The sequence below is a fragment of the Shewanella sp. BC20 genome (assembly GCF_003129585.1).
Classification (GTDB): Bacteria; Pseudomonadota; Gammaproteobacteria; order Enterobacterales; family Shewanellaceae; genus Shewanella; species Shewanella seohaensis.
This window is the reverse complement of the sequence record NZ_NHRI01000017.1, coordinates 72,847-86,786: the sequence shown is the minus strand read 5'-3', so window position 1 is coordinate 86,786 and position 13,940 is coordinate 72,847. Positions and strand designations below refer to the sequence as shown.

General features: G+C 49.7%; 14 protein-coding genes and 1 other annotated feature. Of the genes, 5 read left to right on the top strand and 9 right to left on the bottom strand.

The genetic code is table 11. The annotated features are described in order from the left end of the window. Positions 1-559 precede the first annotated feature (559 nt). The 8 genes from CBX96_RS16725 to CBX96_RS16690 all read right to left on the bottom strand — a co-directional run bounded on the left by CBX96_RS16725 (position 560) and on the right by CBX96_RS16690 (position 8,748). Complete coding sequence (locus CBX96_RS16725) at positions 560-844, bottom strand: DUF2798 domain-containing protein (RefSeq protein WP_109287447.1); 285 nt, start codon at positions 842-844, stop codon at positions 560-562. A gap of 253 nt (positions 845-1,097) precedes the next feature. Then, positions 1,098-1,523 (bottom strand): glycerate kinase, encoded by a 426-nt coding sequence (locus tag CBX96_RS16720; protein WP_109287446.1) that lies wholly within the window; start codon positions 1,521-1,523, stop codon positions 1,098-1,100. A 225-nt stretch (positions 1,524-1,748) separates the two neighbouring features. Continuing rightward, entirely contained in the window at positions 1,749-2,585 is an 837-nt protein-coding gene (trpA, locus tag CBX96_RS16715) for a tryptophan synthase subunit alpha (RefSeq protein WP_109287445.1), read from the bottom strand. Between the two features lie 5 nt (positions 2,586-2,590). After that, on the bottom strand, positions 2,591-3,781 hold the full coding sequence (trpB, locus tag CBX96_RS16710; RefSeq protein ID WP_011622240.1) for a tryptophan synthase subunit beta: 1,191 nt from the start codon (positions 3,779-3,781) through the stop codon (positions 2,591-2,593). 108 nt (positions 3,782-3,889) lie between these two features. Next, positions 3,890-5,299, bottom strand: coding sequence for a bifunctional indole-3-glycerol-phosphate synthase TrpC/phosphoribosylanthranilate isomerase TrpF (trpCF, locus tag CBX96_RS16705; protein WP_258294836.1), 1,410 nt, complete (start codon positions 5,297-5,299; stop codon positions 3,890-3,892). Positions 5,300-5,376: 77 nt separating this feature from the next. Further along, positions 5,377-6,420 (bottom strand): anthranilate phosphoribosyltransferase, encoded by a 1,044-nt coding sequence (trpD, locus tag CBX96_RS16700; RefSeq protein WP_109287443.1) that lies wholly within the window; start codon positions 6,418-6,420, stop codon positions 5,377-5,379. Further along, positions 6,420-7,028, bottom strand: a complete 609-nt coding sequence (locus CBX96_RS16695) for an aminodeoxychorismate/anthranilate synthase component II (RefSeq protein ID WP_109287442.1) — start codon at positions 7,026-7,028, stop codon at positions 6,420-6,422. The genes trpD and CBX96_RS16695 overlap by 1 nt, the downstream gene beginning before the upstream one ends. A gap of 10 nt (positions 7,029-7,038) precedes the next feature. Beyond that, positions 7,039-8,748, bottom strand: a complete 1,710-nt coding sequence (locus CBX96_RS16690; protein ID WP_109287441.1) for an anthranilate synthase component 1 — start codon at positions 8,746-8,748, stop codon at positions 7,039-7,041. 51 nt (positions 8,749-8,799) lie between these two features. Continuing rightward, positions 8,800-8,907: a sequence feature (Trp leader region), on the bottom strand. 210 nt (positions 8,908-9,117) lie between these two features. Between CBX96_RS16690 and CBX96_RS16685 the strand changes: the two genes are divergently transcribed. From CBX96_RS16685 to rluB, 5 genes are all read left to right on the top strand, one after another. Further along, positions 9,118-9,978: a PHP domain-containing protein gene (locus CBX96_RS16685; RefSeq protein WP_086904496.1), complete on the top strand. Its 861-nt coding sequence runs from the start codon at positions 9,118-9,120 to the stop codon at positions 9,976-9,978. Beyond that, positions 9,975-10,595, top strand: a complete 621-nt coding sequence (locus tag CBX96_RS16680) for an L-threonylcarbamoyladenylate synthase (RefSeq protein WP_011622246.1) — start codon at positions 9,975-9,977, stop codon at positions 10,593-10,595. Before CBX96_RS16685 ends, CBX96_RS16680 begins: the two co-directional genes overlap by 4 nt. Positions 10,596-10,784: 189 nt before the next feature. Beyond that, positions 10,785-11,573, top strand: coding sequence for a ScpA family protein (locus tag CBX96_RS16675; RefSeq protein WP_011622247.1), 789 nt, complete (start codon positions 10,785-10,787; stop codon positions 11,571-11,573). A 3-nt stretch (positions 11,574-11,576) separates the two neighbouring features. Beyond that, entirely contained in the window at positions 11,577-12,173 is a 597-nt protein-coding gene (scpB, locus tag CBX96_RS16670; RefSeq protein ID WP_011622248.1) for an SMC-Scp complex subunit ScpB, read from the top strand. Beyond that, positions 12,166-13,041, top strand: coding sequence for a 23S rRNA pseudouridine(2605) synthase RluB (rluB, locus tag CBX96_RS16665; RefSeq protein WP_109287440.1), 876 nt, complete (start codon positions 12,166-12,168; stop codon positions 13,039-13,041). Before scpB ends, rluB begins: the two co-directional genes overlap by 8 nt. Before the next feature lie 134 nt (positions 13,042-13,175). Here the strand turns inward: rluB and CBX96_RS16660 are convergent, their stop codons facing one another. Continuing rightward, positions 13,176-13,913 (bottom strand): YciK family oxidoreductase, encoded by a 738-nt coding sequence (locus tag CBX96_RS16660; RefSeq protein ID WP_109287439.1) that lies wholly within the window; start codon positions 13,911-13,913, stop codon positions 13,176-13,178. Positions 13,914-13,940 lie beyond the last annotated feature (27 nt).

Sequence of the window (13,940 nt, the reverse complement as noted above, 5' to 3'; positions counted from 1 at the left end):
CTGCCAACCGAAACTGTGATTGTCATCATCGGCTGATGGGCAAGTTGGAGTGGTTCGCTCTATCTTCGCCGAGTGAGTCATTCCCTTATCTTGCGGATCAGGATCGGTTCCATGTGTTGCGCATAAACTGAGGATGAGTGCATCAGTTTATGCGCAACGGCGAATAAATTAGCATTCGAAAAATTACAAATGCAAACCATTCTCATTTGCGAGTTGTCGGAGGTGTCGTACTTTTGACTGGGAAATAAAGGGCTGAAATACGGTTTGTCAGCGAGGGAGCTGCTATAGCATAAAATGATTAAAACACTTCTTTAATAATATCTTTTAAGAAATATTCAAAACAAAAACAGTGGATTACATTTAAGTTAACGTCGGATTTATTTCGGAGTGCCAGCATTGTGGAACGCAGGCTTAAGCAACGAAAGTGTGAGTCAATCTTGAGTGTAAATCGACTGTAAATCCGAGTCTTTGACTGAGTTATTAGGCGGAATTTAGGGCAACGCGGGGAAGGAAGGCATAAAAGCCATTTGGGAAAATGGCTTTAAACGCGAAGATGAACCTAAGGTAATTGCACAAACGCGGCGGTTAACTTTCGCACTAAGGGTAATACCATCAGTAGGGTTGGGAAGGCCACTGCCCATGAGATCCCCCACGCACTCAGCCAAAGCTCAACAAATTGCGCCGATGCACCGACACCGTTAAAAGTACTGATCCCTGACACGATGCAGCTCATTAAAATCGAAAGAAAAAATGGCATCACAACCGTAGCATATTTAGCGGGTAGCTTAGGCGTACCAAAAATCGTGCGGTGCTTGGGAGTCGGGACTGAGTTTATGCTAGACATTAAAACCTCAATAGGTGTCGCTTTTGTAAAAGCTGCTTAGGTCAGCAGATTAGGTGAAAGCATTTTTTGGCGAAAGACGTTAGGGATTGCGCCGTAGGCATTGAGCTTATCAACCTTAAGCGCAATCGGTTCGCCATTTTAGGGGCAAAATCGCCTAAAAGCTATTTGCTCTTAGCCTCGATTGAGTGTCTGGCCATTGCTTTGGAAAGCCTGCGCTGAAAACGCGAGCACTGCGTTAATATTGAATCCAGCCTTAATCTTGCCAGTTAGTCACCCATAATTCCCCAGTAACATTGACCCAATGACCACGGGAAATCGGTGAGGTGCCCAGTTCGTTATCGAAGGGAAGGGGGAGGCTCGATTGCAGTAAATACACAGTATCATCGGGCGTTTGGGTGATCTCAACGATTTGCCCTGATGCCTCAAAGTGACAATTATGTTTAGGGAATTGCAGACTCTGGCGGTGTTCAATGATGTCGGTCTGTAGGTTTGCCTTGGCTAAGCGGCCGAAGAGTTCAACCTTAACCCACTGATCCACCGGAAAACGTTGTTTAGCCTGTTGATCGCTACCCTGATAATAAAACCATACTGGGGCGCCATTATCACATTGGGCGGCGACTTCACCTTGAAAACCACAGCCCCAAGGCGTGACGTCGAGAATATAGATTTGATACTGCATAAAAAGTCCATTTACCATAACAAAACTGCCGATGTTACCGGCGTTATATTAACATCTCTTTCGCTAAGACATGAGACTCAGCGCCCAATATAAGCCTTGGGTTTGACAGTTTTAAGATGCAGTTGGTTCTTAGCTCGACATGGTTTTTGCCGTGGTACTTAATACAATAAAAAAGGCCAAATCCGCAGATTTAGCCCTGAATACTGTGTCACTCCGATGAGGCGATTAGGTTGCCGCTTTCATTGCGCGGGTAAATTCGCCTAAAGTGGACAGCAGTTTTGCTTCATCCTGTTGATGAGCTTCGATAATTTTAACCACGGCCGAGCCAGAAATTGCGCCCACGGCGCCCGCTTGAATGGCGGCGCTCACTTGAGCTGGCTCGGCAATCCCAAAGCCTAATAGCGGTGGCGGCGCATTAAATGCTTGCAGCTTAGCTAAAATTTCTTCAACGGGCGTTCCTGCCTTAGTGTCTGTGCCTGTTACACCGGCGCGGGACAATAGATAGGTATAGCCTTCACCACTTTTGCTCACGTTTTCAAGGGTGTCGCTATCGGCATTGGGCGGTGCGATAAAAATCGGCGCGATACCGTGGGCCTTAGCGGCTTGGATAAAAGGCGCAGCTTCTTCCACTGGCACATCGGCGATAAGTACTGAGTCCACGCCCGCTTGCTGCGCTTTAGCATAAAAAGCATCGATGCCATTGGCGAATACGAGGTTCGCGTACAGTAATAACCCAATTGGCAGCTCTGGATATTTAGCGCGAATTTGCGCTAATAAGTTGAAACACTGCGTTGGCGTCGTACCCGCAGCGAGGGCTCTGAGGTTCGCGCCTTGGATAACAGGGCCGTCTGCCAGCGGATCGGAGAAGGGAAAGCCTAATTCCAGTGCATCGGCACCATTTTGCACTAAGGTGTCGATAATTTTCAGTGACAGCTCAGGGCTTGGATCGCCCAAAGTAACAAAGGGTACAAAGGCGCCGCGGCCTTCGGCTTTTAAACGGCTAAAAGCGGCGTGATAACGGCCAGCTTGATGAGGGATAGTTTGATTTGAAATGCTGCTCATCTTAGTTATTCCTCTTTACCATTTAAAATGTCTGACACAGTGAAAATATCCTTATCGCCTCGGCCCGAGAGGTTAACGACCAAAATGGTCTCTTTGGTGCACTCTTTCGCTAGGCGCAGGGCGTAAGCGAGGGCGTGGGCCGATTCGAGCGCGGGGATAATCCCTTCGCTGCGAGCCAATAATTGGAAGGCTTCTAGGGCTTCATCATCGGTGGCCGATTCGTAGCGCGCACGGCCTATCGCGTTCAAATGGGCGTGTTGTGGGCCGACGGATGGGAAGTCAAGGCCCGCCGAAATCGAATAGGACTCTTCGATTTGGCCTTCACTGTCCTGCATCAAGGGCGCCTTCATACCAAAGAAAATCCCGGTTTTGCCATGTTTGAGTGGCGCGCCGTGCATATGGGTATCGATGCCTTTACCTGCGGGTTCGACCCCAATCAGCTCGACACTGGTTTCATCAATAAAGTCGGCAAACATACCAATGGCATTAGAGCCTCCGCCGACACAGGCGATCACCGCATCGGGCAGACGACCTTCGCGCTCCAGCATTTGCTTCTTGGTTTCTTCGCCGATCATACGTTGGAACTCACGCACTATGGTCGGGAAGGGATGTGGCCCTGCGGCTGTGCCTAAGAGATAGTGGGCTTTTTCGTAGCTGCCAGACCAGTCGCGCATCGCCTCGTTACAGGCATCTTTTAAGGTGGCAGAGCCTGAGGTGACAGGAATGACTTCTGCGCCCATCAAACGCATTCTAAATACGTTAGGTGATTGGCGGGCAACGTCTTTCGCGCCCATATACACTTTGCATTTTAATCCCAGTAGCGCACAGGCAAGGGCGGTGGCAACACCGTGCTGGCCAGCGCCGGTTTCTGCAATAATCTCTTTTTTTCCCATGCGTTTAGCCAGTAATGCTTGGCCTAATACTTGGTTGGTTTTATGGGCGCCGCCGTGGAGTAAATCTTCCCGCTTGAGGTAGATTTTCACCATAGGGTTAGGGCTTAAATTGCGGGTTAGTGTCAGTGCCGTTGGGCGACCCGCGTAGTTTTTCAGCAGGTCGGTAAACTCGGCTTGAAAGGATTCATCGGCCTGCGCTTCGACAAAAGCGTTTTCGAGTTGCTTGAGGGCGGGGACTAAAATCTGCGGCACATACATACCGCCGTATTCGCCGAAATAAGGGTTAAGCTTTAACTGTGACATACCTTGTTCCTTATCCTATTCATTTGTTTCGATGGCTATATCGGTTAACGCCATCGAGTTTCAATTCTTGCTAGCCTGTACTTTGCACAGGTTTTTATAAAAGTGGGTCTAGAGTCGTAATTGACTAAATGCCGCTTGGATTTTTTCTGCCGACTTAATACCAGGAGCCGTTTCGAGGCCAGAGTTAAAATCTAAACCGTAAAATCCTTGGGCATTGGCACGGGCCGCATTGTCAGCATTGAGGCCGCCCGCGAGCATGGCCTCGGCTTTATGGGCAATAGGTAATTGCCAATCAAAGGCTTGCCCAGTACCACCAAAACCTGCGTCATTTTTGCTATCGAAGAGATAACGCTGCACCCCTCTTGGCATAGCAGCAAGTTCGCTGCTTTGAGCATCGACACTGACCGCCTTCCAAATTTGGGTCTTCAGTCCGGCCTGTTGCAGTAATTGGCTTAGCTCGGCAATTTCCAGCTCAGTTTCGCTGCCGTGCAGTTGCAGCGCGGCTAAGCCACATTCTTGGGCGATACTCACCATGAACTCAGGCGTGCTATTCACACATACGCCAACAAACTCAATGGCGGGCAAATTAGCGGCGCGGTATTGCTGCACTAACTGTTTGGCGGCATCTTTGCTGAGTGCGCGTGGCGATTTTTCAGCAAAAATGAGCCCAGCATAAACAGCGCCCGCATTGGCCGCCGCTTCAATATCCTCAAGGCGGGTGAGGCCGCAGACTTTATTGTGACCGAAGATCAATTTACGACAGGCTAAATCAATATCTTCTTCGGCCATAATCGAGCTGCCGACCAAGAAGCCATCGACCAGTGGACTTAAGCGGCGCACTTGCTCGTTAGTGTAAATGCCTGATTCGCTGATCACCACGCGATCGCTACCGATGTGTGGCGCAAGGGCTTCGGTGGTGGCCAAATCGGTACTTAAATCCCGTAAGTTGCGGTTATTAATGCCAATAATCGGTGCATTTAAGACGATGGCGCGTTTCAGTTCCTCTTCATTGCTGACTTCGGTCAGCACATCGAGTTGATACTTGGCCGCCTCACTGGCAAGTTGCTGATATCGCTCATCATCGAGCACAGAAAGCATCAACAGAATCGCATCGGCGCCCTGATGAGCGGCCAACTTGATTTGATATTCGTCAACAAAAAAATCTTTACAAAGAATCGGTTGGCTCACTTTTGCCCGTACTTTCGGGATGTAGTCCATGTCCCCTTGGAAAAATTGCTCGTCGGTTAATACCGAAATCCCCGCAGCATACTTGGTATAAATCGAGGCGATGGCTTCGACATCAAAGTCTTTACGGATTAAGCCTTTGGATGGACTGGCTTTTTTGCACTCTAGAATATAACCCGCCTTCGGGGCTTTTAAGGCGGCAAATAGACTACGGTCCGAAATCTTGGGGGTTAAGCTGTCTTCAGGAAAACGCAACTTAAGGGCGGCAATATGGGCGGCCTTTGTATCGACGATACGGGTTAAAACGTTGGCTTTTGCGGTGCTGGTTTGCATGCTACCCCTTACATCCTGCGATGCTTGATTATCTTCCGAGCGATGCGCGTCGGGTTGTTGAACCTGTGCCATGGTCATTATTCCTGTGCTTCGCTGCTGACTTTAGCGAGTTGATTCAGTAATTCAAAGGCTTTGCCACTTTTTATGGTATTGAGCGCAAGGGCGGTGCCGGCTTTCACTGAGTCCGATAGGCCACACAGATATAAGGCACAACCCGCATTGATGGCAACCGCATGGGTGTGGGCATCGCTGCCTTGTCCTTGCAAAATAGATTGAGTGATTTGGGCGTTTTGCGCAGGCTCGCCCCCTTCAAGCTCACTAATTTGGGCCTGCGGCACACCAAAATCCGCAGGCGTTAATTGATATTCAATAATCTCACCATCTTTGAGTTCGGCGACTTGGGTGCTGCCATGAAGCGCCACTTCATCTAAACCACTGCCGTGCACCACCATGGCTCTTTGCGTGCCAAGGGCTTGCAGTACGCGGGCGATGGGCGTCACCAGCTCTGGGCTATAGACCCCAAGCAACATAAATTCTGGGCGCGCTGGGTTAATTAATGGCCCTAACACATTGAATAAGGTGCGAGTTTTCAGCGCTTGGCGCACAGGCACCGCATGTTTGACACCACCATGGTAGTGGGGCGCAAACAGGAAACACAGATTGAGTGATTCGAGACAGCGGCTCGCCAGCTCGGGGGACATGGTTAAATCGATGCCAAATTGGGCGAGTAAATCTGAAGAGCCCGATTTGCTCGAGACGGAGCGATTACCGTGTTTTGCAACCTTGGCGCCAGCGGCTGCGGCGACAAAGGCAGCAGTGGTGGAAATATTGATGGTATTAAAACCATCGCCACCCGTGCCGACGATATCGATAATCCCTTCAGTCCGCTTAGATGAGGGATAAGGGAAAGGCTTTGCCGCGGCGCGCATCGCATCGGCGGCGCCGCTGATTTCAGCAATGGTTTCACCGCGAATTTTAAGGGCCATTAACATGCCCGCCATCACGGCTTCATTCATTTCACCTTGGATAAGGGTGCTAAAGAGGCTGGCGGTTTGCTCACGCGTTAGTGCCTGACCCTGAAACAAGATATCGAGCAGGGGCTGAATCGATGTTGCGCTCATTATTGGGCTCCTGCGGTATTGTGGGCGATGTCTTGAGTCAAAAAGCGTAGGGTTTGAGTTAACAAGGTGCTGCCCAAGGTGGTTAAGATGGATTCTGGGTGAAATTGAAAACCTACCGCCCTGTGCTCGGCGTGCAAAATCGCCATTGGCATATCATCGGTAGTGGCAATCACTTCAAGACAATCAGGTACTTTTGTGGCGACTAAACTGTGATAACGGGCGACAGGTAAGGGCGAAGGCAAGTTAGCAAACACACCTGTACCATTATGGAAGGTGGGGCTGGCTTTACCGTGCACCACAAAAGGCGCACGCTCCACTTTACCGCCGTAATATTCCACCATAGCTTGATGACCCAGACAGATCCCAAGCATAGGCACTTTGCCCGCGACTTTGTCTATTAGCGCCATCATGGAGCCCGCTTCATGGGGCGCACCTGGGCCTGGCGATAAGACTAAGGCGCTAGGCTCGGTTTCCGCTAACAGCTTGTCGGCAATATAGTCGGCGGCAACATCGTTACGGTAGATCACCACTTCACAGCCAAGGCTTCTAAATTGGTCGACTAAGTTGTAGGTAAAGGAGTCGAAGTTATCGAGTAAATAGAGTTTCATCTTAGGCTCCTTATCTTGGTTGTTCAGTCGAAGTGGTTGCTGTTGCTTGATGGCTTTCATCCAAGCCTGCGCCCATCTTGATGGCAGAAATCACCGCCTGCGCCTTTTGGCGCGTTTCATCGGCTTCACTCTGGGGATCGGAATCAAAGACCACGCCAGCTCCTGCTTGGATATGGGCCACGCCGTTTTTCACAAAGGCGGAGCGGATAACGATACAAGTGTCCATATCCCCAAGGGCATTGAGGTAACCCACTGCGCCACCATAGCTGCCTCGGCGGGTCTTTTCCGCCTGACGTACCAATTGCGAGGCGCGCACTTTCGGGGCACCAACTAGCGTGCCCATATTCATGCAGGCCTGGTAGGCATGGAGTGCATCTAAGTCTTGGCGTAGTTGACCTGTGACGCGGCTGACTAAATGCATCACGTGGGAATAACGGTCGACTTTAAGTAACTCGGCCACTTTGCGACTGCCGCTTTGGCTGATACGGGCGATATCGTTACGGGCTAAATCGACCAACATTAAGTGTTCGGAGAGCTCTTTTTTATCCAAACGCAATTCGAGTTCGATACGGCTATCGAGGTCGAAATCAATCTCGCCGCTGGCGGTTTTGCCGCGCTTACGGGTGCCTGCAATCGGGTAGACTTCGACTTGATTGTTGCTGGCTTCATATTTCAGCGCACTCTCGGGCGAGGCGCCAAACAGGGTGAAATCATGGCCCCTGAAATAAAACATATAGGGGCTGGGGTTGGTTAATCGCAGCGCGCGGTAAGCGCCTAAGGTATTGGGGCAGGGCAGGCTAAAGCTGCGTGAAGGCACGACTTGGAAGATGTCGCCAGCAATAATGTGTTCTTTTAAATCGATAACGGTTTGTTTGAAGTCCTCATCACTGACATTGACTTGCTCTGTGGCCGTTATGCCAACGAGGGCGGGCGCAGGTGTTGCACTTTTGGCTAAGGCTTCACATTGGGCGCGGATGTTCTCTGCTCGCTCGGCTAAGGCTTGGGTCACAACGGAATGCTTTTCAGTGCCTTCACTGAAGTTGTGGGTGATTAGCTCGGCGTGCTTTTGCTTGTGATCGATAAGAATTAAGGTTTCGGCGAGATAAAATAAATAATCAGGACAATCATTTGCACCATTTGGTGCTTCTGGCAGTGGCTCGACGGTATCAATCAAATCGTAGGCGAGCACGCCACCTAAAAATAAGTCTTCGAACGCTGGCTTGGATTGGCTGTCAGTAAGAGCGCCGCAGTCGATATGCTTTACAAACAAGCGCAAACCATCGAGGGGCGAGGTGGATTTTAAGCGCGCATCTTCATCCTTAAGCTCAGTATCTTTTTGTAGCGTGACCACTAGGTTGTTGCCATCGCGTTGACATTGAGTTTGGCTTGCGCGAGCAGTAAAAAATTGCTCGATGGGGGCGAGTAAACTGGCGCCATTGTCACTCAGGGCGCTAAAGCGTAAACGATAACCGTCGCAGCGGATCATCAGCGCCGCATGGGTCATCACCATGCTCTTAAGATTTTCCTTGCTGTCGATTTCCGCCGATTCTAACAACATGGTATGGGGCGCATCTTGAGTGATGTGCTGGTACAGACGCAGTGGGTCGCTATGGTATGCCAGCGTCGCCTTGAGCGTATGTGAACGTGCGAATGTCTGTTGAGACGAGGCAAAATGCGCGCCATCAACTTGGTTAACTTGATTAAATGTCTTTAGGGTCATGCTTATCTCGCTTTTTATCCGTTTACCGCGTTGCAGACATTTTTCGCACCAACAAAAAAGCCCGCATTTCTGCGGGCTTTTTTGTTGATTCTGTTACTTTCAAATGAGCACAGAGCTTCACACCACCCGCTAAGTTGGGAAGTGCCACCACCAAATGATGTTGAAAGAAGCGTTAATCTGAGTCATTCAAAAGGGTCTCAATAATCCGTTAGTTGAGCTATAGAAAACATGAGCCTGAGGCGAAAGTCAATTGAATATTTTTCAAAATGATGGATTAACGTTGCTAAATCACTGTACCGAATGCCATTCCTGCTCGATAAAGTGTGAGATAAATGCACATTTCATCTTAAATTCACGTACAATAACGGCATGAATACTCAAAGCATATTGGCTGACTTGCACAGCCACACGACCGCATCCGACGGTCATCTCACGCCGTCCGAGCTGGTCGCCAGAGCCCTTGAAAAGGGCGTGCAGTTATTTGCGATTACCGATCACGATACGGTTGCAGGCTTAAGTGAAGCCCGCGCCTTCAATCAAGCGCAGGCCGAACCGTTAAAACTGATTTCTGGAGTTGAGATCTCAACTCGCTGGAATAGTTACGATATTCACATTGTGGCGCTCAACTTTGATGAGACCCATGCCGAGTTATTACGTTTTTTAGCACATCAGCGTGAGTTGCGTGAGCAGCGCGCCGAAGAAATCGGCCATCGCTTAGCTAAAGCGGGGATTGAAGGCGCCTATGAGGGCGCTAAAAAACTCGCTGCAGGCGCTGCCTTAAGCCGTGGTCACTATGCACGCTGGCTTGCCGATAATGGCCATGCGGTGGATATGCCAAGTGTATTCAAACGCTATTTAGCTCGCGGTAAAACCGGCTATGTGCCCAACAATTGGGGCGATATGGCCAGCGCAATTGAGGTGATCCACAACGCGGGCGGCCTCGCGGTATTGGCCCATCCGAGCGGTTATAAGCTGTCAGCCAAATGGTTAAAGCGTTTAGTGCGAGAATTTAAAGAAGCCGGCGGGGATGCCATGGAAGTGGTGCTCGGCCAACAAACGGTGGATGACAGGGCCAATTTAGTGGCGCTGAGTGTCCAAAATCAGTTGCTTGCATCGATAGGGAGTGATTTTCACTTTCCAAGCAATTGGATTGAACTAGGTAAAAATCTCTACCAGCCCCAAGGTATTGATTGGGTCTGGCAGTCGGGATCTTGGGTGGAACGACCATGAGTCAGTTTTTTTATGTACACGAAGTAAATCCGCAGGTACGCCTGATCAGTCAAGCCGTGGCTGTGCTGAAGTCCGGCGGTGTGATTGTATATCCAACCGATTCGGGCTATGCCCTCGGTTGCATGATCGGTGAGAAAGACGCGATGACGCGCATTACCCGCATTCGTCAAATCGAACACGATCATAATTTCTCGTTAATGTGCCGTGACTTATCTGAGCTTTCGACCTACGCCAAGGTAGATAATCAGGCCTACCGTATCTTAAAAAGCTGCACGCCTGGACCTTACACTTTCATCTTTAAAGCGAGCAAGGAAGTGCCCCGTCGTCTGCAAAACGACAAAAAGAAAACCATAGGTATCCGCGTGCCAGACAATGTGATTGCCTTGGCGCTGCTCGAGGCGTTAGATGCGCCGCTGATGTCGACCAGTTTGGTGATGCCAAATAGTGATTTTGCAGAATCGGATCCTGAGCACATTCGCGATCTGTTAGAGCATCAAGTGGATGTGATCCTGCACGGTGGCTACTTAGGTGAGAAACCGACCACAGTCATTGATATGTCGGAAGATGGTTTCGAAGTGCTGCGTGAAGGCGCGGGTGATGTTACCCCATTTCTCTAACCGCGATTTACCGTAAGAGATTGAGGCGATAAAACCATCATTTGACAGTGTTATCGCCGCTCAATTGCGGGTATAATCGCGCGTTTGGCGTAGGGGAGCTTGATTAGCGAGCTTAAGCCGCGCTCAGTACGGGTTCGAGTCAGTCATCTACAGCCGTTTAAAAACGATTGTTTTACATGGGGATAGCGGATGCAGGGCACCCAACAAAGTTTACCCTTAGCCGTTGTTCGCGGTCAGGCGATGACCGAAATGCCACAGGATTTGTTTATTCCACCTGAGGCGTTAGAAGTGTTTTTAGAGTCCTTCGAAGGGCCGCTCGACTTACTTTTGTATCTGATCCGTAAGCAAAAATTAGATGTTGTCGATTTACCCATTTCGCAGATCACCGCGCAATATTTAGAATATATCGCGATGCTCACTCAGGCGCGTATCGAACTGGCCTCGGATTATTTGGTCATGGCGGCAACACTGGCTGAGATTAAATCCCGTCTGCTGCTGCCGCGTATGGTGGCGGAAGATGAAGTGGAGGAAGATCCACGGGCACAGTTGATCCGTCAATTGAAGGCCTATGAGGTAATCAAAGAAGCCTCGCAAAAAATTGATGATTTACCTCGGCTTGAACGCGATGTGTTTCAAGCAACCGCGGCACCTTCACCGAATATCAAACCTTTGGTGATCCCGCCTGATGTATCGTTATTTGAAATCGCCCGCGCCTTTGGCGAAGTGCTCAAACGTATTGATGCCAACGAAGATCATCATGTTAAGCGTGAACAGTTATCGACCCGTGAGCGCATGAGCCAAATTTTAGCCATGCTTAATAGCGAGACGTTTACGCCCTTTGAGCGTTTATTCAGTGTCGAAGAAGGCCGCGCCGGTGTGGTGGTGACCTTTTTAGCACTGATGGAATTGGTCAAAGAATTATTAGTGGAATTGTACCAAACAGAGCCGTTTTCAACTATTTACGTAAAGGCTTATTAATTGATGCAGATAAATCCAATTCAATTAAAACAGCTTATTGAAGCGAGTCTGTTTGTATTGGGGAAACCCTTGTCGGTGAAAATGTTGAAAGAAACCGTGTTGGCTGATTTCAGCGTTTCCAGAGACAAAATCAAAGCCGCATTGGAAGAGTTGCAGCAGGATTATCAGGAACGGGGTGTTCAACTTGTGAAAGTGGCTGGGGGTTATCGCTTCCAGACCTTGGAAGTCCTGAGTCCTTTTTTGCAGCCCCTGTGGCAGGAAAAAGCACCTAAGTATTCGCGGGCAACATTAGAGACCTTGGCGGTGATCGCCTATCGTCAACCCGTGACCCGTGGCGATATTGAGCAGGTGCGTGGTGTGGCCATTAGTAGCCATATCATTAAAAGTTTGTCAGATAGACATTGGATTAAAGTCGTTGGTCACAAAGAAGTCCCGGGGAGACCCGCACTCTACGCCACGACCTTAGAATTTTTAGCCTATTTTGGCTTAGATACCCTAGCGGATTTACCTGCGCTTACGGATACTGAGTCATTGCAGGCGGTATTTTCAGGTTTGAAAGTAACGCCTGAACAGTCAGAAGAGCAAGATACTAATGAGTGAAAAATTGCAGAAAGTCTTGGCCCGTGCAGGCCATGGCTCCCGTCGTGAGATGGAGGCATGGATTGCTGCAGGCCGAGTTAGTATTGATGGCGTGATTGCCAATCTTGGCGACCGTATCGAAGCCGATGCGAAGGTTCGCATCGATGGTAGAGCCGTATCGCTTAAGTCCGCCGACGATGTGATTTGCCGCGTACTCGCCTATCACAAACCCGAAGGTGAGATTTGTAGCCGTAAAGACCCTGAAGGTCGTCCAACCGTGTTTGACCGTTTGCCGAAGGTGCGTGATTCGCGTTGGGTTGCGGTAGGCCGTCTGGATATCAACACTTCAGGCTTATTGCTGTTTACCTCAGATGGTGAACTCGCTAACCGCTTGATGCACCCTTCTAACGAAGTTGAACGTGAATACGCGGTACGTACCTTTGGCGAAGTACCAGAGGCTGCGGTACAACGTCTGCGTACCGGCGTGATGTTAGAAGACGGTATGGCACAGTTCGATGCCATTAAAGCCGCGGGCGGCGAGGGCATGAACCAATGGTGGCACGTATGTTTACGTGAAGGCCGTAACCGCGAAGTGCGTCGTTTATGGGAATCCCAAGAGGTGCAAGTCAGCCGTCTTATCCGTGTGCGTTACGGTATGGTGGAATTGCCTAAATCTCTGCCTCGTGGTGGCTGGGTTGAATTGCCTATTGAGCAAGTTAACTACCTGCGCCAATTAGCGGGTCTTGAACCTGAAACTCGCACTATGCTGGCCGCCGATAAACACAGTGTGGCCCGTGCTCAGGTGAAGAGTGCTAAAATTCGCCGCGCCGTACGCAAGCATAAAGTGACAGCGGCGCCTAAGGCTAAGCCAACACGTCAGCGCAGTTAATATCATTCGAGTGATGTTAAGTCTCTCAGTAAAAAGGCCGCTTGCGGCCTTTTTTGCTTTCTGCAACTGATAAAAATAAAGGGAGCGTTGGACTCCCTTTCTTTATATCTATTAGTACATTAGAGCAGCATTGCTTATTGAGCGTTAAATTGCTGACCGTTAATTTCGCTAGAATCTTGCCCCATTAAATAGAGGTAAGTTGGCATGATTTCTTCGGCCGTTTTTAAATCTAATGGATTTTCGGCAGGGTATGCTTTAGCACGCATTTCGGTGCGAGTCGCACCTGGGTTAATGCTATTAACGCGAACAGACGTGCCATCACATTCATGGGCGAGTACTTGCATCATGCCTTCGGTAGCAAATTTAGAGAAGGCATAGGGACCCCAGTAGGCGCGGCCCTGACGGCCAACACTGCTTGAGGTAAAGATAATCGAGGCAGTGGGTGCTTGGCGCATAATAGGCAACAGGGCCTTAGTCAGCATGACCTGTGAGGTAACGTTGACTTTAAGTACATCTTCGAGTGATGGAATATCGATGTGTTCAAACGGGCCTAAAGCGCCGAGTAAACTGGCGTTGTGCAGCAAACCATCTAAGTGACCAAACTGCTCGCCAATGGTTTCGGCCATATCGCGGTAGTTTTGTTCGGTCGCACCTTTTAAATCCAACGGCACGATCGCAGGAGTTGGGTAACCCGCTTGTTCGATAACGTCGTATACAGCTTCGAGTTTTTTGACGGTTTTACCGAGTAAAATCACGGTGGCACCGTGTTTGGCAAATTCAATGGCCGCCGCGCGACCGATACCTGCGCCAGCGCCTGTCACCAGTATGGTTTTACCTTTGAGTAAATCTTTTGCTGCTTGATATTCCAACATGAGCCTTTTATTCCTCTTGGCGAAAAT

Excerpts from the sequence above, each read along its gene's own strand:
- CBX96_RS16720 (WP_109287446.1), bottom strand. The coding sequence starts at position 1,523 with ATGCAGTATCAAATCTATATTCTCGACGTCACGCCTTGGGGCTGTGGT.
- CBX96_RS16695 (WP_109287442.1), bottom strand. The coding sequence starts at position 7,028 with ATGAAACTCTATTTACTCGATAACTTCGACTCCTTTACCTACAACTTA.
- CBX96_RS16685 (WP_086904496.1), top strand. The coding sequence starts at position 9,118 with ATGAATACTCAAAGCATATTGGCTGACTTGCACAGCCACACGACCGCA.
- CBX96_RS16690 (WP_109287441.1), bottom strand. The coding sequence starts at position 8,748 with ATGACCCTAAAGACATTTAATCAAGTTAACCAAGTTGATGGCGCGCAT.
- trpB (WP_011622240.1), bottom strand. The coding sequence starts at position 3,781 with ATGTCACAGTTAAAGCTTAACCCTTATTTCGGCGAATACGGCGGTATG.
- trpA (WP_109287445.1), bottom strand. The coding sequence starts at position 2,585 with ATGAGCAGCATTTCAAATCAAACTATCCCTCATCAAGCTGGCCGTTAT.
- CBX96_RS16680 (WP_011622246.1), top strand. The coding sequence starts at position 9,975 with ATGAGTCAGTTTTTTTATGTACACGAAGTAAATCCGCAGGTACGCCTG.
- scpB (WP_011622248.1), top strand. The coding sequence starts at position 11,577 with ATGCAGATAAATCCAATTCAATTAAAACAGCTTATTGAAGCGAGTCTG.
- CBX96_RS16675 (WP_011622247.1), top strand. The coding sequence starts at position 10,785 with ATGCAGGGCACCCAACAAAGTTTACCCTTAGCCGTTGTTCGCGGTCAG.
- rluB (WP_109287440.1), top strand. The coding sequence starts at position 12,166 with ATGAGTGAAAAATTGCAGAAAGTCTTGGCCCGTGCAGGCCATGGCTCC.
- trpD (WP_109287443.1), bottom strand. The coding sequence starts at position 6,420 with ATGAGCGCAACATCGATTCAGCCCCTGCTCGATATCTTGTTTCAGGGT.
- CBX96_RS16660 (WP_109287439.1), bottom strand. The coding sequence starts at position 13,913 with ATGTTGGAATATCAAGCAGCAAAAGATTTACTCAAAGGTAAAACCATA.
- trpCF (WP_258294836.1), bottom strand. The coding sequence starts at position 5,299 with ATGCAAACCAGCACCGCAAAAGCCAACGTTTTAACCCGTATCGTCGAT.
- CBX96_RS16725 (WP_109287447.1), bottom strand. The coding sequence starts at position 844 with ATGTCTAGCATAAACTCAGTCCCGACTCCCAAGCACCGCACGATTTTT.